At 62.5% G+C, this 17,104-nt stretch carries 16 protein-coding genes; 9 read left to right on the top strand and 7 right to left on the bottom strand.

The annotated features are described in order from the left end of the window. Window positions 1-4 precede the first annotated feature (4 nt). The 3 genes from B0E55_RS00580 to B0E55_RS00590 all read left to right on the top strand — a co-directional run bounded on the left by B0E55_RS00580 (window position 5) and on the right by B0E55_RS00590 (window position 4,293). Window positions 5-895 (top strand): esterase/lipase family protein, encoded by an 891-nt coding sequence (locus tag B0E55_RS00580; protein WP_443216800.1) that lies wholly within the window; start codon window positions 5-7, stop codon window positions 893-895. 297 nt (window positions 896-1,192) lie between these two features. Beyond that, window positions 1,193-3,736, top strand: a complete 2,544-nt coding sequence (locus tag B0E55_RS00585) for an ATP-dependent Clp protease ATP-binding subunit (RefSeq protein WP_003945604.1) — start codon at window positions 1,193-1,195, stop codon at window positions 3,734-3,736. 77 nt (window positions 3,737-3,813) lie between these two features. Next, on the top strand, window positions 3,814-4,293 hold the full coding sequence (locus tag B0E55_RS00590) for a nucleoside deaminase (protein WP_019746801.1): 480 nt from the start codon (window positions 3,814-3,816) through the stop codon (window positions 4,291-4,293). A 57-nt stretch (window positions 4,294-4,350) separates the two neighbouring features. Here the strand turns inward: B0E55_RS00590 and fadD5 are convergent, their stop codons facing one another. The 3 genes from fadD5 to B0E55_RS00605 form a co-directional block, all read right to left on the bottom strand. Next, window positions 4,351-5,940, bottom strand: coding sequence for a fatty-acid--CoA ligase FadD5 (gene fadD5 / locus B0E55_RS00595; RefSeq protein ID WP_020906085.1), 1,590 nt, complete (start codon window positions 5,938-5,940; stop codon window positions 4,351-4,353). A 95-nt stretch (window positions 5,941-6,035) separates the two neighbouring features. Further along, window positions 6,036-6,815 (bottom strand): enoyl-CoA hydratase, encoded by a 780-nt coding sequence (locus B0E55_RS00600; protein WP_019746803.1) that lies wholly within the window; start codon window positions 6,813-6,815, stop codon window positions 6,036-6,038. Then, window positions 6,812-7,801, bottom strand: coding sequence for an NAD(P)H-dependent flavin oxidoreductase (locus B0E55_RS00605; RefSeq protein ID WP_019746804.1), 990 nt, complete (start codon window positions 7,799-7,801; stop codon window positions 6,812-6,814). Before B0E55_RS00605 ends, B0E55_RS00600 begins: the two co-directional genes overlap by 4 nt. Window positions 7,802-8,138: 337 nt before the next feature. Between B0E55_RS00605 and B0E55_RS00610 the strand changes: the two genes are divergently transcribed. Continuing rightward, window positions 8,139-9,362 carry a TetR/AcrR family transcriptional regulator gene (locus B0E55_RS00610; protein ID WP_024487747.1) on the top strand — a complete coding sequence of 408 codons (1,224 nt, stop codon included), beginning with the start codon at window positions 8,139-8,141 and terminating at the stop codon, window positions 9,360-9,362. Window positions 9,363-9,460: 98 nt separating this feature from the next. Then, complete coding sequence (locus B0E55_RS00615) at window positions 9,461-9,895, top strand: OsmC family protein (RefSeq protein ID WP_003945839.1); 435 nt, start codon at window positions 9,461-9,463, stop codon at window positions 9,893-9,895. On the opposite strand, the gene B0E55_RS00620 is transcribed toward B0E55_RS00615, so the two are convergent. Further along, window positions 9,870-10,352: a hypothetical protein gene (locus B0E55_RS00620; protein ID WP_080908892.1), complete on the bottom strand. Its 483-nt coding sequence runs from the start codon at window positions 10,350-10,352 to the stop codon at window positions 9,870-9,872. The genes B0E55_RS00615 and B0E55_RS00620 overlap by 26 nt on opposite strands. Next, the gene (locus B0E55_RS00625) at window positions 10,349-10,864 is read right to left on the bottom strand and encodes a DUF4352 domain-containing protein (RefSeq protein ID WP_019746807.1); all 516 of its coding nucleotides are present in this window, start codon (window positions 10,862-10,864) and stop codon (window positions 10,349-10,351) included. The genes B0E55_RS00620 and B0E55_RS00625 overlap by 4 nt, the downstream gene beginning before the upstream one ends. 24 nt (window positions 10,865-10,888) lie before the next feature. Here B0E55_RS00625 and B0E55_RS00630 point away from each other — a divergent pair, with 24 nt between their 5' ends. Genes B0E55_RS00630 through B0E55_RS00640 form a run of 3 tightly spaced genes read left to right on the top strand, consistent with a single transcriptional unit; the run spans window position 10,889 to window position 13,646 of the window. Next, window positions 10,889-12,244, top strand: coding sequence for a sensor histidine kinase (locus tag B0E55_RS00630; RefSeq protein ID WP_030534796.1), 1,356 nt, complete (start codon window positions 10,889-10,891; stop codon window positions 12,242-12,244). 48 nt (window positions 12,245-12,292) lie between these two features. Further along, the gene (locus B0E55_RS00635; RefSeq protein WP_021342792.1) at window positions 12,293-12,946 is read left to right on the top strand and encodes a response regulator; all 654 of its coding nucleotides are present in this window, start codon (window positions 12,293-12,295) and stop codon (window positions 12,944-12,946) included. Window positions 12,947-13,001: 55 nt separating this feature from the next. Beyond that, complete coding sequence (locus tag B0E55_RS00640) at window positions 13,002-13,646, top strand: DsbA family oxidoreductase (RefSeq protein ID WP_232816808.1); 645 nt, start codon at window positions 13,002-13,004, stop codon at window positions 13,644-13,646. On the opposite strand, the gene B0E55_RS00645 is transcribed toward B0E55_RS00640, so the two are convergent. Together B0E55_RS00645 and B0E55_RS00650 are read right to left on the bottom strand one after the other, a co-directional pair. Further along, window positions 13,625-14,893 carry a GAF domain-containing protein gene (locus tag B0E55_RS00645; protein ID WP_046377894.1) on the bottom strand — a complete coding sequence of 423 codons (1,269 nt, stop codon included), beginning with the start codon at window positions 14,891-14,893 and terminating at the stop codon, window positions 13,625-13,627. The genes B0E55_RS00640 and B0E55_RS00645 overlap by 22 nt on opposite strands. Before the next feature lie 59 nt (window positions 14,894-14,952). After that, entirely contained in the window at window positions 14,953-15,732 is a 780-nt protein-coding gene (locus B0E55_RS00650) for an acetoin reductase (protein ID WP_080909047.1), read from the bottom strand. A 219-nt stretch (window positions 15,733-15,951) separates the two neighbouring features. Between B0E55_RS00650 and B0E55_RS00655 the strand changes: the two genes are divergently transcribed. Further along, window positions 15,952-17,097, top strand: a complete 1,146-nt coding sequence (locus B0E55_RS00655; protein ID WP_069146921.1) for a hypothetical protein — start codon at window positions 15,952-15,954, stop codon at window positions 17,095-17,097. Window positions 17,098-17,104: the final 7 nt, after the last annotated feature.

The following is a 17,104-nucleotide window of genomic DNA, read 5'->3' on the forward strand; positions in this document are numbered from 1 at the left end:
CAATATGTGGAGGCCTTCGGTGGGGATTCGAACATGCGTGGGTGCGCTCGCTCTGGCGGGGGCCGTGGCCGCGACAGCCGCACCTCTTGCGTCGGCGAACGAACCTCTTCCCGTTCCGTCCGGTTTCTTCAGTGGAATCGCCCTCGAAGCGACCAACCCGGGCGGATCGGCCCCTGGCACCAACGACTTCTCGTGCACGCCTTCCGCTGCTCATCCTGATCCAGTCGTCCTGGTGCACGGGACGGCGGCCAACCGTCAGACCAATTGGGGCGTACTCGCACCCGTACTGGCCAACGAGGGATACTGCGTTTTCGCGCTCACCTTCGGGAATCGAACGGACCAGCCGTGGCCGATTTCCGCAGCCGGCGGTCTCGCACCACTCGGAGACAGCGCAGGGCAGCTGTCGGACTTCGTCGATGACGTTCTCTCTGCGACGGGTGCCTCGAAGGTCGACCTGATCGGACACTCTCAGGGGACGACGGTCAGTGCGTACTACGCCAAGTTTCTCGGCGGCGACGCGAAGGTTTCCAAGATCGTCTCCATCGCTCCGTTGTGGGACGGCTCGGAGGTCGGGCCGCCGGAAGGCGTCGGGGGACCGGATTTCGACAACGCCACCTTCGTGACCGAGCTGCGCGACGCGGGCGTCTACTCGGATGACGTCGAGTACACCAACATCGTGACTCGGTTCGATCAAGTGGTCGTTCCGTACAGCAGCGGAATACTGGCCGCGTCGAACGCGTCGAACATAGTTGTTCAGGACGGTTGCGAGCAGGACCTGTCGGATCACATCGCGCTGGTGGCGTCGCAGCGAACGGTGACTCTGACGCTCAACGCGCTTGATCCGTCGAATCCGCGTGAGGTGCCGTGCACTCGGGTACTCCCGATATTCGGCTGATCAGGCGTCGAAAATCGCTGTTCGCTTCAGGCGTACAGGAACCGGGAAACGATTCCCTCAGCTGCGACGTTGTGAACGGTAAGCAGTCCGGCTTCCGCCGCCAATCGGGTGGAGGAGCAGCAGGTGGACTTCGCGCCCTCTAGAGTAATAAGTGGGGTCGTGCAACCTTTGTCGATTCGTGGACGTCAGTCCGCTGACCGGCGAGGCGATCAGTCTGTAGTGCCGGAGCGAAACGCGGCGACCAGGGACGAGACATCCGGTCTCGAACCTGCCCGCCGGAGAGTGTGAGGGAGAGCGATGTTCGAGAGGTTCACCGATCGCGCGCGGCGCGTTGTTGTCCTGGCTCAAGAAGAAGCCAGGATGCTCAACCACAACTACATCGGCACGGAGCACATCCTTCTCGGCCTCATTCACGAGGGCGAAGGTGTTGCAGCCAAGTCGTTGGAGTCGTTGGGTATCTCCCTCGAGGGAGTCCGCAGCCAGGTCGAGGAGATCATCGGCCAGGGCCAGCAGGCTCCGTCCGGTCACATCCCCTTCACACCGCGCGCCAAGAAAGTCCTCGAGCTGAGTCTGCGCGAAGCGCTGCAGCTCGGACACAACTACATCGGTACGGAGCACATTCTGCTCGGTCTCATCCGTGAGGGTGAGGGCGTAGCAGCCCAGGTTCTGGTCAAGCTCGGTGCCGATCTCAACCGTGTCCGCCAGCAGGTCATCCAGCTGCTGTCGGGCTACCAGGGCAAGGAGCCCACCGAAACCGGTGGCACCCGCGGAGAGGCCGGCACGCCGTCCACCTCGCTCGTGCTCGACCAGTTCGGTCGCAACCTGACGCAAGCTGCCCTCGAAGGCAAGCTGGACCCGGTCATCGGCCGCTCGAAGGAAATCGAGCGCGTCATGCAGGTTCTCTCGCGTCGTACCAAGAACAACCCGGTTCTCATCGGTGAACCCGGTGTCGGTAAGACCGCTGTGGTCGAGGGCCTGGCTCAGGCAATCGTCAACGGTGAGGTCCCCGAGACCCTCAAGGACAAGCAGCTGTACACGCTCGACCTCGGGTCGCTCGTGGCCGGCAGCCGTTACCGCGGTGACTTCGAAGAGCGCCTGAAGAAGGTTCTCAAGGAGATCAACACCCGCGGAGACATCATCCTGTTCATCGACGAGCTGCACACCCTCGTTGGTGCGGGCGCGGCCGAGGGCGCTATCGACGCGGCCTCCATCCTCAAGCCCAAGCTTGCCCGCGGTGAGCTGCAGACCATCGGTGCCACCACTCTCGACGAGTACCGCAAGTACATCGAGAAGGATGCCGCTCTCGAGCGTCGTTTCCAGCCCGTTCAGGTGGGCGAGCCGACCGTCGAGCACACCATCGAGATCCTCAAGGGTCTTCGTGACCGCTACGAGGCTCACCACCGTGTCTCCATCACGGACGGTGCTCTCGTGGCAGCGGCGACGCTGGCCGACCGCTACATCAACGACCGCTTCTTGCCGGACAAGGCGATCGACCTCATCGACGAGGCGGGCGCGCGAATGCGCATCCGTCGGATGACTGCACCGCCGGACCTGCGCGAATTCGACGATCGCATCGCCGACGCGCGTCGCGAGAAGGAGTCCGCGATCGACGCGCAGGACTTCGAGAAGGCTGCGAACCTGCGTGACAAGGAGAAGACCCTCGTTGCTCAGCGCGCTGAGCGTGAGAAGCAGTGGCGTGCGGGCGACCTGGACGTCATCGCCGAGGTCGACGACGAGCAGATCGCCGAGGTTCTGGGCAACTGGACCGGTATCCCCGTCTTCAAGCTCACCGAGGAGGAGACCACTCGTCTGCTCCGCATGGAAGAGGAACTGCACAAGCGGATCATCGGCCAGGAAGAGGCAGTCAAGTCCGTCTCGAAGGCGATCCGTCGTACGCGTGCAGGTCTGAAGGATCCCAAGCGTCCCTCGGGCTCGTTCATCTTCGCCGGCCCGTCCGGTGTGGGTAAGACGGAGCTCGCGAAGTCGCTCGCCAACTTCCTGTTCGGCGACGACGACGCTCTGATCCAGATCGACATGGGCGAGTTCCACGACCGCTTCACCGCTTCGCGTCTGTTCGGTGCCCCTCCCGGGTACGTCGGATACGAAGAGGGTGGCCAGCTCACCGAGAAGGTGCGCCGCAAGCCGTTCAGCGTTGTGCTGTTCGACGAGATCGAGAAGGCACACCAGGAGATCTACAACACCCTCCTGCAGGTGCTCGAGGACGGCCGTCTCACCGACGGTCAGGGACGTACCGTCGACTTCAAGAACACGGTGCTGATCTTCACGTCCAACCTCGGTACGTCGGACATCTCCAAGGCAGTCGGCCTGGGCTTCAGCTCGGGAACGGGCACGGAGTCGAACTACGAGCGCATGAAGCTCAAGGTTCACGACGAGCTGAAGAAGCACTTCCGTCCCGAGTTCTTGAACCGTATCGACGACATCGTCGTCTTCCATCAGCTCACGAACGAGCAGATCGTTCAGATGGTCGACCTGATGCTCGCTCGCGTCGAGGCGGCACTCAAGAACAAGGACATGGCCATGGAGGTCACCGACAAGGCCAAGTCGCTTCTGGCCAAGCGCGGATTCGATCCGGTACTGGGTGCACGACCGCTGCGTCGCACCATCCAGCGCGAGATCGAGGACCAGATGTCCGAGAAGATCCTCTTCGGAGAGATCGGACCCGGCCACATCGTGCTCGTCGACGTCGAGAACTGGGACGGCGAAGGCTCGGGCGAGGACGCGAAGTTCACGTTCACGCCCACCAAGAAGCCGATCGACGTGCCGGACGCACCGCCGATCGAGCTGACCAAGGCCGGCGAAAGCGAAAGCGCAGCAGAGTAGTACAGCAGAGTAAGTAACGAACGGGCGGCACCTCACCGGTGCCGCCCGTTTCGTGTATCACGGGAGAGGGCGTACACATGAACGACATCGAACTGGGTCACCTGCGTCGTTGCGTCGAATTGGCAACGGAAGCATTGGATGCCGGCGACGAACCTTTCGGTTCCGTCCTGGCAGCGGCCGACGGAACATTTCTGGCGGAAGATCGAAACAGGATCGCGGGCGGCGACAACACCCGCCACCCCGAGTTCGAGCTGGCTCGGTGGGCGGCTCAGTATCTGACGCCGGAAGAGCGTTCGACGGCAACGGTATTCACCTCGGGAGAGCACTGCGCGATGTGTTCGGCTGCGCACGCATGGGTGGGCCTCGGACGTATCGTCTACATCTGCTCTTCGGCTCAACTCGGCGACTGGCTCGCGGAGTGGGGTGCGGCCCCGGCGCCGGTGAAGTCTCTGTCCGTCAACGAGGTTGCGCCGAACGTCCCGGTCGAAGGTCCGGTGCCGGAGTTGGTTCCGCTGGTGCGAGAACTGCATCGGAAGTTGCATTCGCAGAGCGCTTGACGGGCACACGCAAACGGGCGGCACCCCGCTGGAGGTGCCACCCGTTTGCGTGTGGAGTCAGGAAACTGCGTCGACCGCTCGAACCTTCTCTCGCAGTTCGCCCTTGACGACCTTGCCGCTTGCATTGCGCGGCAGCGCTTCCACGACGACGATGTCCTTCGGGTGCTTGTAACGCGCGAGACGATCATTGAGGAAGCTGCTCAGTTCCTCGATGGTCAGGTCCACGGCTGAACCTGGCGCCATCGCGACGATCGCTACCGGCACCTCACCCCACTTGGCGTCGGGGCGACCGACGACGGCCGCTTCGACGATCAATTCGTGTTCGTAGAGAACGTTTTCCACCTCGGCGCAGTAGATGTTCTCTCCGCCGGAGATGATCATGTCCTTCTTGCGATCGACGACGTAGACAAAGCCTTCGTCGTCGACTCGAACGAGATCGCCGGAGTGGAACCATCCACCGTGGAAGGCGTCAGCGGTGGCGGTGGGGTTGTTCCAGTACTCGCTCATCATCGTGGGCCCGCGGTAGACGATTTCACCGATTTCACCGGGCGCCACGTCGTCCATGTTCTCGTCGACGACCCTGGCCGAAATGGTCGGGATGACCCGACCGACGGATCCGAGCTTGCGAATCGCATCCTCACCGTCGAGAACGCAAGTGATGGGCGACATCTCGGTCTGACCGAAGACTGCGACATTGAACGCGTCCGGAAAGGTTTCGGCCATTGCCCGCAGGATCGTATCGGACGATGGTGCGGCGCCCCACGAGATGTTCTTCAGCGACAGTGCTCGAGGTTGCGCCTTCTGCACTGCGCACACGGCCTGCCATTGCACGGGCACGAGGAACAAGCTGGTGACCTTCTCGGCTTCGAGAATGTCGAGTAGTTGACCAGGGTCGAATGCGCCGACCGGATGGATCACCGTGGTCGTGCCGAGTTGCAGGCTCGGCGCGATGGAACCGAGGGCCGCGATGTGGAACATGGGCGACGCGCAGAAGCCGATGGAATCGGCATTGAACAGGTGGAAGGCCCTGATACAGGTCAATGCTTGCGAAGACAGGTTGGAGTGGGAGAGCACCGAACCCTTGGGGCGACCGGTGGTTCCCGAGGTGTACATGATGAGTGCAGGAGTGTCGTCCGGGATGTCGACGAACGCGTGCGGCTCGCCTGCCTCGCTGATCAGGTCCTCGTAGTTCAGGCTGTCACCCTCGGCGGGGGCGCCTACGGTGATGGAGATGTCGATACCCTCTGACACGGCACGCGCCGCTCCGGCCAGTGGAGCCAATGGTCCTTCGGCGACAATGACTTTGGAGCCGGAGTCGTTGACCAGGTAAGCGACCTCGGGTGGCGTGAGACGGAAGTTCACCGGAACAGCTATCGCGCCCAGTGCGTTGGTCGCGAGCACGATCTCGAGGTATTCGGGGCGATTGAGCATCAGGATGAGCACGCGGTCGCCGAAGCTGACGCCGCGTCGGGCTAGAGCGTCTGCCAGCTTCTCGACGCGCGCGTCGAGGGTGCTCCAGGTGATGGAATCGCCCAAGAATCGCAGCGCGGTGCGATCGGGAATCATCTGCGCATGCCTGGCGATCTGATTGTTCCAGTTGGTGCGGCGTGAACGCTGCGCCTCGGAGACTGCATCGGTGGAGGCCATCGATGGGTTCCTCTCATGCGTGGGTGATTGTGTGACTCAGGCTACAGTGAGCCGTCGATCCTCACAGTGGTTTTGTTAACGAAAATTCGCAACGACTACTTGAAGTGCGGTGCGCGCTTCTGCAGCATCGCCATCGCGCCTTCTTTGAAGTCGTCACCGGTGAGAAGTTCTGCCTGACCGGTATTTTCGAGCTCCAACGCGGCATCGAGGCGGTCCAGCGTCGCCGCATTGAGTGCGCGCTTGGTGAGTTCGAGTGCGCGTCGGGGAGCCTTCGACGTGCGATCGACGACCGAGTCGACGAGTGCGTCGAACGCGTCGTCTGCGACGGTGCGGGACACGAGCCCGAAACGCTCTGCGTCCTCGGCGGAAACCCGCTCGCCCAGCAACGCCATCTCGGCCGCTCTGGCACGTCCGATCGCTGCCGGCACCAGCGCACTGGCGCCGCCGTCGGGCATCAGGCCGATGTTGACGAACGAGAGGAGGAAATAGGCGCTCGATGCTGCGTACGTCAGGTCCGCGGCCAGAGCGATGGACACTCCGACGCCGGCTGCCGGGCCGTTGACCGCGGCGATCACCGGGACCGGGGCACTGGTGATGGCGCGAATCAGAGAAGTCGCGGCATCCATGACAACTTTCGGGTCTGCGGGGTTGAGGGCCGCTGCCGCAAGATCGGCTCCGGTGCAGAACGCTCGACCGGATCCGGTGATCACGATGGTACGAACTCTCGGGTCTGCGCCGCCCTCTCTGACGGCGGCTGCGAAAGCAGTCATCGTGGGTAGATCGATCGCGTTCATCCGCTTCGGGCGGTCGAAGGTCAATCGCAGTACACCGTCGGTGATTTCGGAGCGAAAGCCCGTCTCGGCGGTGGCGGTCATGCCGCGCTCACAGCGGTGACGAATCCGGAAAGCCGTGAGGTGATGAGGTGTTCGGCCTCCGAGACCATGCGGTCGATCATGTCGGCGACGGTCGGGATGTCGTTGATCAACCCTTGGCTTTGCCCGGCGGACCAGATGCCTGCATCGAGATCGCCGTCTTCGAAGACCTTGCGCCCGCGTGCCCCGGCGACCAGATGCTGGATGTCGCTGAACTGCGCGTCGCCGCGTGCCTCGATGTCGACGACTTCGGCGCTGATCGCATTCGCTGCTACGCGTGCGGTGTTGTGCAGAGTCCGGAAAATCAGCTTGGTGTCACGCTCGGTGTTGGCGACTATCTGCTCTTTAACCGATTGTGCTACAGGAGATTCCACGGTGCACATGAATCGAGTTCCCATGTTGACGCCGTCTGCTCCGAGCGCAAGCGCCGCGACGAGACCGCGGGAATCTGCGATTCCGCCTGACGCGATCACCGGAATCGTGAGTTGCTGCGTGGCCGCCGGAATCAGAATCAGCCCTGGTATGTCGTCTTCACCTGGGTGTCCGGCGCATTCGAAGCCGTCGATGCTGACGGCGTCGACGCCCAGTCTCTCGGCCTTGACCGCGTGACGAACTGCAGTGCACTTGTGGATCACCTTCACTCCCGCGTCCTTGAAATGCGGAAGATGATCGATCGGATTGGAACCGGCCGTCTCGACGATCTTGATCCCGGATTCGATGATCGCCTGGCGATATTCGGCGTACGGCGGCGGCGTGATCGACGGCAGAATCGTGAGATTGACGCCGAAAGGCTTGTCGGTGAGATCGCGGGTCCGAGCAATTTCCTTGACGAGGTCTTCCGGAGTGGGTTGGGTAAGGCCGGTCAGGAACCCCAGGGCGCCGGAATTTGCCGTGGCCGCAACAAGTTCTGCGCGTCCTACCCACATCATGCCGCCCTGCACGATCGGATGGTCTACGCCGAACATCTCGGTGAAGCGAGTGCGAATCATCTGCTCACAACTACTTTCTTACGATCGGTCAATCGGCATCGAACCCTATTGCAGGCGACGAAAAATCCTGCGCTGCATGGAACGAGCCCGCCAGCGGACTGCGTGCAAGTTTGTGCGAATCATCACTAACATAACACCGGTGTGAGAGCGGGTGTCAAGACTCTTTCTCCGGAATCCGTCCGCAGTGACAGCCGCGTTGTAGGGTTTCGGGTGAAGCCGTACCGGGCGCGAATTGCGACCTTCGCGACGGTTAACATGGTCCGTTCGGACTCGCGCCCGTAGAAGTGCGGTGCAGCGGACGAAGGCAGTGGAAGAAAGCAACGGAAGTGGAGGTCAGGTGCCCGGACAGACACGCGTTTCCGTGAGCGGCAGTGGCTCTGCACCACGAACGCGTCCGAAGAATCGGAAGGCGCAAATCGCGGCCGCTGCTGCGGAGGCATTCAGTGAACGTGGCTACCACGCGGTCGGCATCGACGAGATCGCCGCGAAGGTCGGAATCTCCGGGCCGGCCCTTTACCGCCATTTCCCCACGAAGTACGCGCTGTTCGTCTACACGGTGAACAACCTGACCCAGGCGTTGCTGGATGCCAGCGATCCCGCGGTACACGGAAACGACGATCCACGCGAGCAGTTGAACTCCACCATGGTGGGGGTCATCCGCGCGACGATCGAGAATCGGCGTAGGGGAGGGCTCTACCGTTGGGAGGGCCGGTACCTGGTCGACGAGGATCGTGAGCAATTGCGGGCGGGAATGCGCACGCTCAATCTTCGGATTGTCGGGCCGTTGGCCGCAGTGCGCCCGGAACTGGACCCGGCCGATGTCGAGCTGATCGCACCGGCTGTGCTCAGCGTGATCGCCAGTATCACCGGTCATCGATCGGCGTTGTCCGCCAAGCAGATCGAATCGTTGATTCTCGCAGCTTGTTGGTCGGTCATCGGCGTCGAGTTGCCCGTTGGTGCGAAGGACAGCGGGAAGAAAGCGGCGCCCGAACGCAAACCCGGTCTTGCGCGGACATCGAAACGTGAAGTGCTGCTTCAGGAAGCCGTATTGCTGTTCGATCAGCGCGGCTATCACGACGTGAGTATCGAGGAGATCGGCGCCGCAGCGGGTATCAACGCGTCGAGCGTGTACCGGCACTTCGCGAGCAAAGCCGATCTACTCGCCGCGGCTTTCTATCGGGCGTCCGATCGCCTGACGATGACGTTGGGTTCGGCGTTGGCGGAGTCGGAGACACCACTCGCGGCCGTAGAGACATTGGCCAAGATGTACGTCGAGGTGTCGTTCGGCAGAAGCGAACTGTTGGCCGTCTATTTCGCCGAGATCGGCAGCTTGCCGGACCGGTCGCGGACCGAGTTGCGGAACATTCAGCGGCTCAACGTGGAGGAGTGGGCGCACTTGTGCGTCGAGGCGCGGCCGGAGTTGACGATCGTCCAAGCGCGGTTCCTCGTCCACGCGGCGCTCGGTCTGGTCTTCGACATCGGCAGGATCGTGCACTTTTCCTCGGAGAACTCCGCGCAAGCACGCGTCGAGAAATTGCTGACCGCGACTCTCCTGGGGTAGAGCAGTCCGAAACAGTAGGTGTGACTTCACGTATCGCGGGTAGGTTCGTGATCGCAAGGCGTTCACCGAATCATGTGAAGACGGAAGTAGGGACAGCAATGCCAACTCGTACCGCACGCACCGCCTGGAACGGCACCCTCGAAGCCGGGTCGGGACAGGTCGAACTCACCAGCTCGGGTGTCGCGACCTTCGATGTGTCGTTCCCCAAGCGCGCAGCTGAGGAAGCCGGCGGAACCACCAGCCCCGAAGAACTGATCGCCGCGGCACATTCGTCCTGCTACGCGATGCAGTTGTCGGCATTGATCGCCGAGGCCGGCGGAACCCCGCAGAGCCTCGACATCACCGCAGACGTGTCGCTGGGCCCCGACACGGTCGGCTTCAAGCTCACCGGAATCAAGCTCACCGTTCGCGCCGAGGTCGACGGCCTCGACGCCGACGGTTTTGCCAAGGTTGCCCAGGCGGCCAAGGAAACGTGCCCGATCAGCAAGGCACTGACCGGCGTCGACATCACGTTGGATGCGGCACTGGACTGATCACCTCGTGCTCGGGCGCCCCCTGCGGCGCCCGAGTGCGGTTGTGTGTGACGACCAGGTAGCTTGCGAACGATATCGGGAGCACCCACAGATCCGAGGGATCACGAAAGACCACGATCGGCAAGAGCTCGCCGCGGAATCCTCCTGCGGTCCAGCGGAAAAACCCGATCACCCACTCGTACGCGTCGCCGATCGGCGAGACCGTCTTCACCGCGGCGAAGCCGATGCCCGTGACCGCGATGGACCAGGCGATCGCTGCTCGCCCCGCCAGCTTTCGTCTGAGCACCTCGAGAACCGAGAGCAGAAGCAAGGGAAACAGGAACACGCCGGCGACGTCGGACAGCTTGCCCGTCATCGTGTTCCCGAATGCCCCTTTGAGTACGTGGTCGTTGACCAAGATGACGGCCACCGAGACCAGCGCCCACGGACTCAGCAGCAGATCGCCCGGGCGGTTCACGACAGGTTGATGGTTGCCGAGCCGGACGAGAACAGGTCGCACTTGAACTGAAGGCGAAGACCGGTGGCGGCTTCGGGGACCTCGTACGCCAATTCGCCTCGCTTGGCTGCACCCGGCGCAAGCTCTCCGTCGACACTCGACGTGCTGCTGTCGGTGAACGTGATGTTGTACGACTTGTTGGTCGAGTCCTGCAGTTCGAAGCACATCATCGATGACACGGTCGACGGCTTGTCGCTGTTGTTGGTGACCTCGGTGTCGACCACGACGTAGCGGTTTCCGGGATCCGCGGTGATGAACTGATTGGTCGAGACATAGGGATCGACAACGCCGTGTACCTGGACGCGCCAGTCGCCCAGTTCGACGACGTCACCGATGCCGAAGGCAGCCGCGGGTGCGGCGGAAGAACCGTTGTCGTCGACCTTCTTCGCTTCGTCGGTCTCGCCCGAGGCGATGGTTGCGAACAGGGCTGCGCCGACGGCGAGGAGGGCGAGGGGAGTACGGAGTGATCGCATGATGTGCGCCTTTCGAGAGTTGGTATGGCACAAGTCAACGATGTGGGGACCGCTCACCGCTTCGGTCGAAAGATCGGGGAGCCTCATCCTTTCGGTCGGAGCTTGACGGTTCGTCCACCCGTTCGGCTGATTCGAGGCGTCGGTGGCGGTGGATACGCTTGCTCGGTGATCACCACCAAAGGAACCGTTGTGCGACGACGCGTATGGACTACCGCCGCCGTCGCGTTCAGCCTTTTCTGTTCCTTCATGACGGTGGGCATCGCAGGCGCGTCGGGAAATATGCCACCGGCATTGGTCGGGATCGGGTTCGTCCTGGGCGTGGCCGGTGGGATATCGCTTGTCTGGCGCCATCAACATCCCTGGGTGGTTCTGGCGATCACGCTGGTCGGCCCGCTGTTCTTCCCCACCGATGCGACGGCGGCGCTCATCGCGTTGTTCGCCGTTGCTCGGATCGCGCGTGGGCCTCGGCTTGCAGCAGCCGCGGCAGCTGTCTTCGTCGTGTGCGGAATTTCGTTGACCTACGACGCTTTTCGAAATCGTGAGTACTCCGTTCTCACGATGGGCACCGCGAAACCCAAAGACGGTTCGGTGGTTGTTCAATACGACGTCGCCATCTGGATCCCGTGGCTCGTCGCTGCCGTCATGGTCGGCATTGTCGTGGCGCTCTCGCTCCTGATTCGGACCAGAACCGAACTCGTCGAGGCAGAGCACGTACGGGATCTGGCCACCGAGAAAACCGACGTGATGCGCGACGAGATGATTCGCACCGAGGAACGAACGCGGATCGCTCGAGACATGCACGACACGATCGCGGCCAGTTTGAGCCGGATCTCGTTGTTCGCCGGCGGGTTGCAGGTCAGCGCGGCAGACAATCCCGAGAAGGTCGTCAATACCGCAGCGATGATCAGAACCACCGCGCACGAGGCTTTGGACGAATTGAAGGGAATCGTCGGAGTGCTCAGGGGAAGCGGTGATCGCCGCGAACACGGTGGGCACCAGGGGATCGACGCGATCGGTGACCTGGTCAACAGTGCACGCGCGGCAGGCATCCACTGCCGTCTCGAATCCGAGTTGCTCCCGGGTGATGTCGGAATGTTGGCGGGGCATGTCTGTTATCGCGTCGTTCAGGAATCGTTGACCAACGTCCAGAAGTACGCGAGCGACCAGATGCTCGTCATTTCCGTGACCGGGTCGCCGCACGACGGAATCCGCATCCTCGCACGCAACAAGCTGAGCGAGCTTGCACCCATGACGTCGATCGGTTCACGATCCGGCCTACGCGGGTTGGCCGAACAGGCGCGAGAGATCGGCGGCAAGGTGGAGGCAGGCGCGTTGGGGGACGATTTCCTCGTCAGTTGCTGGGTGCCCTGGTCGTCGTAGCCCTCCCACCCTCTAACTGTCGGGGGCTCTGGGTAATCTGAGCGCACTATGGACGCTGACTCGCGCATCACAGTTTTGATCGTCGACAACGACGCGTGGGTTCGGCGCGGGATGAAGGACATCCTGGAAGCAGCGCCGGACATCGTGGTGGTTGCCGAGGCCGAGGACGGCGATCAGGTCGCAGCCAAGGTCACTCGTTTTCGTCCCCACGTGGTGCTGATGGATCTGAAAATGGCACGGGTCGGTGGCTTGGAGGCCACGCGTGAATTGATGACCATGAGCAATCCACCGAAGGTCATTGCCATGACCGCCTTCGACGTCGACGACATGGTTGTGCAGGCAGTCGAGGCGGGCGCGCACAGTTTCCTGAGCAAGGACGCAGCTCCGCAGGCGTTCCAGCAGGCAGTGCGGGTAGTGGCGTCGGACCACTCGTTGTTCAGTTGCGATTCTCTGCGCGCCATCGTGGCCTCGTCGCCGCGTCGGCAAGCGCCCGATCAGACTCCGCTCGCTTCGCTCACCGAGCGCGAGCGCGAAGTGCTGACAATCCTGGCGACAGGCGCGGCCAACAGTGTCATCGCGGAGCGGCTGTACCTCGGTGAGACCACCGTCAAGACGCATATCTCTTCGCTGTTCGGCAAGCTGGGTGTGCCCAACCGCGTGAGTGCATCGTTGATCGCGTTCCGGTGTGGCCTTGTGACGTGACTCGGGACTAATCCCGACCCTGTTCGTTGTTGCACCTTCGGTGACTGATCAAATCGTGATTGACCAAGACGTGACCATCGAAGTGTGGTCGGACGTCGCTTGTCCGTGGTGCTACATCGGAAAGACCAGGTTCCTCTCGGCGCTGGATCGTTTCGAGAACAAGGACCGCGTCAACGTCATCTGGCGCTCGTACCAGCTCGCTCCGGAGACGCCGGTGGGAGAGGGCCGAACCGAACTCGACGCCTTGGTCGAAATGAAGGGGATGGCGCCTGATCAGGTACGTCAGATGTTCGCCCACGTCAGCGCGACGGCCGCCGAGGTCGGGTTGACCTTGGACTTCGAAACCGTGATCGCCGCCAATACCTTTGATGCGCACAGGTTGCTGCATCTCGCGGGTGAGCGGCAGAACGAGCTCCTCGAAGCGCTGTTCAAAGCGCACTTCAGCGACGGCAAGGTGATCGACGACCGTGAGGTGCTGGTCGAGCTGGCCGTGAGCGTCGGCCTCGACGCCGATGTCGTGCGCGAGCAACTGGGCTCCGATGCCGCAGCGGAGGCTGTCCGCGAAGATCTGTCCATGGCCCGCCAACTGCAGGTCAGCGGCGTTCCGTTCTTTGTCGCCAACCGTGCGGTTGCCGTGTCCGGCGCTCAGCCCGAAGAGGTGTTTCTGCAGTTGCTCACTCAGGCCTCCGAACCGGCCTGAGAAAGGCGAGCGGCACGCACCGCCGGGGCGTTCGAAAACGGCAACAGATGTGCGCCGTTCACAGGGCAGGACAAGGTCACGTGCGCTGCATCGACGAACCGGTACGGCTGCGCTGCAACAACTCCGGCGAGGTTCTTTCGCAGACGCGACATCTCGGCCCGCGCGGTCACCGTGCGGGCCGGGTCGCCGAACAGATCTTGCGCCAACCGCGATGCAGTCAGTCCCCGTCTCTCGGATCCGAGGAGGAACAGAATCTCCGCATGTCGTTGGGTGGGGGCGTATGCCCATTCGCCGAAACCCGACGTGACTGTCACCGACATGTTCTCGGAATCGCGCAGATCGATATGCACCGTGGGCGCGCTGATTCTCTCGCCGGTGGTGATCGGTCTAACCAGCCACCCGCCGGGAAGCGGATCCAGTTCGCACAGGCCCAGTGCCGGGAACCATGTCCTGCCGGGAGCCAAAGCTGCGGGGAGCAGCACGCGCGAGCGATGAGGTAACGCGTCGACCGCTGCGACCCATCCGTGGGTGTCGATCACCAATGCGGGTGATCCGCTTCGTGCAAGCATCGGCCCTGCAACAGAACGTAGTTGATCGAGATTGTCCCGATGCTTGTCGCGCAGGTGTGATTGAGCGAGGCGTGCGACGGCGTCGACCAGAGCGAGCGTCGTGGGATGGACGGTCTTGGCAGGACCACTGATGTCGACGACGCCGATGACACGGTCGTCCCGCGGATCGCGGATGGGCGCCCCCGCACACGTCCACGGATGATGGCTGCGCGCATAGTGTTCCGCCGAGAAGATCTGAACCGCCTGTCGTGACACCAATGCCGTTCCGATGGCATTGGTGCCGACGCTGTCCTCCGCCCAGTTCGCCCCTTCGACAAATCCCAGACGCGCAGCTTGGTCCAGTACGCGATGGGAACCGCTGCGCCACAGTACAGTTCCGCGAAGATCTGCGACGACCATGATGTTCTCACCGCTCGCGGTGACCGATTCGAGTCCGCGTGTCACGTCGTCGAGCACGTCGTACAGTCCGGACTCGCGACGACGGAGATCGAGTTCGGCGACGTCCATCGACGGTTCGACCCGGCTGTGCTCGGGATCGATACCGAGTTCGCGCAGGCGCTGCCACGATTGGCGAACCACGTCCCTTGGGCGGGCCGGTGCGCGGTCTCCGGCCATCGTCGCGTCGTACACCGCGGCGAGGGTCCTCGCGTAGTCGCGAGGATCCTCGCCGGGCGGCATCGCAGGCTCTGGCAACCGCTTTTTCAGTGAAGACACCGCTTTCAGCGAAGACACCTCGGTCAGCGGTAGACGAGACCGCCGTCGATGAGACCGGCCTGCCCGGTCATGTAGTCGGAATCGGGCCCAGCGAGGTAAGAGACGAAACCGGCTACGTCGTCGGGGGTTTCAGCTCGACCCAGCGCAATTCCGCCGACGAACTTCTCGTAGGTGGCGCCCTCTGGCGCACCGGTCAACTCGGCGAACCTCTTGTCGATCGTCACCCACATGTCGGTGCCCACGACGCCGGGGCAGTACGCGTTGACGGTGATTCCGTCGGTCGCGTATTCCTTGGCCGCAGCCTGAGTGAGGGCCCTGACCGCGAATTTTGTTGCGCTGTAAACACCTAACATGGCGAACCCGTCATGACCGGCGATGGACGACGCGTTGATGATCTTTCCGCGCTGACCGAGCGCCTGGAACTTTGCCGCTGCGGCTTGAATTCCCCACAGGACACCGTCGACGTTGACGCTCCAGATCTTGGAGACCTCTTCCGGCGTCGCATCGGAGATCGGGCCGACGAGAGCGATTCCCGCGTTGTTGACGATGACGTCGAATCCGCTCAACTCACTGTGCGCGTGTTCGACTGCGGCGTGAACCTGCGCGCGATCGCTGACATCGGCGATAAACGTCGTCGCACGACGACCGATCTGTCTGATCTCGTCGGCAACCGCATCCAGCTTGGTCTGGTCGAGGTCGACCAACGCGATGTCGGCGCCGTCGTGGGCGAGGCGGAGAGCGATTCCGCGTCCGATTCCTTGGCCGGCGCCGGTGACCAGTACTACCTTGCCCGTGATGCTCATGCAGATCTCCTCGTAAGCAGTGAACCAGTCGGTTGTGAACCGGTGAGTGATTTGTATGTGACGGCGACCACAATGCGGAAGGGTTGCACCGTGTTGCAATTCCGGAAAATCGGACAGCAGTTGCAACCCTCGGCAACCCTCCCGGTACCCCGCGCGACGGTTCCATAGTTGCGCCACCACTTCGCGAATCATCTTGCGAGACAATCTGGGAGAGGGCACATGACCGCTACAGTCGACACACCCACGGAACCGGCCACGCCGAGCCGACAACCGTCACGCCGCTGGATCGGGTTCGGGATCGCGAACCTCGTGATCGTTCTCGTGCTGACCGTGGCGAGTTGGTACCTTCTGGCCGATCCGACCACCAGTCCCTGGAGTTTCTATCCTCTGCCGTTCAACGCGGCGCTTTTCTGGGCAATCCTTTTTGTTGTGTTCATCGGCTTCAATTGCGAGTTCGCCGGCTTCGATCGACTCCCACAGCCGGCGAAAGGCTTGGCGATCATGGTCGCGACCGCGGTCTTCGCCGTCGTGGTGACGTGGCTCCTGGCAAACGGCTTGGGGAGTTTGTACCCGGATTTCGCGGCCGATCGTGAGGGCGGCCTCGGATATTTCGCGGGTGCGCTGTTCGTGCTCTTCGGCTTCGGGACCTGGGTGATGGTGGTCCTGAACTGGCAGCATTGGCCGTGGACTTCCCTAGGGATGAAGCAGCCGTTGGTGGGTTTGTGTGAGATCGCGTTTGTCGCCGTCCCGACGCTGGCGCTGTACTTCGTGTTCGGTCTGCCGTCCGTGTCGCTGTCCGCCACGGATCCGTTGATGACCGTCGACACCGCACTCGGATGGTTCTACTGCGTCGTGGTGGTCGTGATCCTGACTGGCCAGACGCTCGACAACTGGCCGTGGCGACTGTTCGGCGGCGGCGGTAAGACGGCGCTCGCAGCCACGATCGGTAACTTCGCCGTCGGAACCGGCTTGTACTTCGTGGCACTTCCGGTCGTGAAGGTGTTGGTGGGAAGCGATGCCGTTGCCGAGTTGGGTGGTGTGGTCCATCAGTTCCCGGCGCAGCTCGGTGTGTGCTGGGCCTTCTGGATGATCTTCTGGGCCAACGCCTTCGGTAACAAGCCCACGGGCTTTGCGGACGGGGTCAACCTGGCGATCCGCGCGCTGCTCACGTTTGCGCTCGCGGTGGTCACATTCTTGTTCTATTACCGCTTTGCGGCAGAGCACATTCTTCACGAGCCGGCAGTTGTCGACGGATTACACGGCAATGCACTGGGTTTCGTGGACTGGGCCGTGTTGTGGACGCTGTTCTACGTCGTGGGATTTCAGTCGCTGGGACTCGGCAAATTCAAGCCTACTGAGGGGTGAGTCGGTT

It is taken from the genome of Rhodococcus sp. 66b, from assembly GCF_002076325.1.
GTDB classification, from domain to species: domain Bacteria; phylum Actinomycetota; class Actinomycetes; order Mycobacteriales; family Mycobacteriaceae; genus Rhodococcus_F; species Rhodococcus_F erythropolis.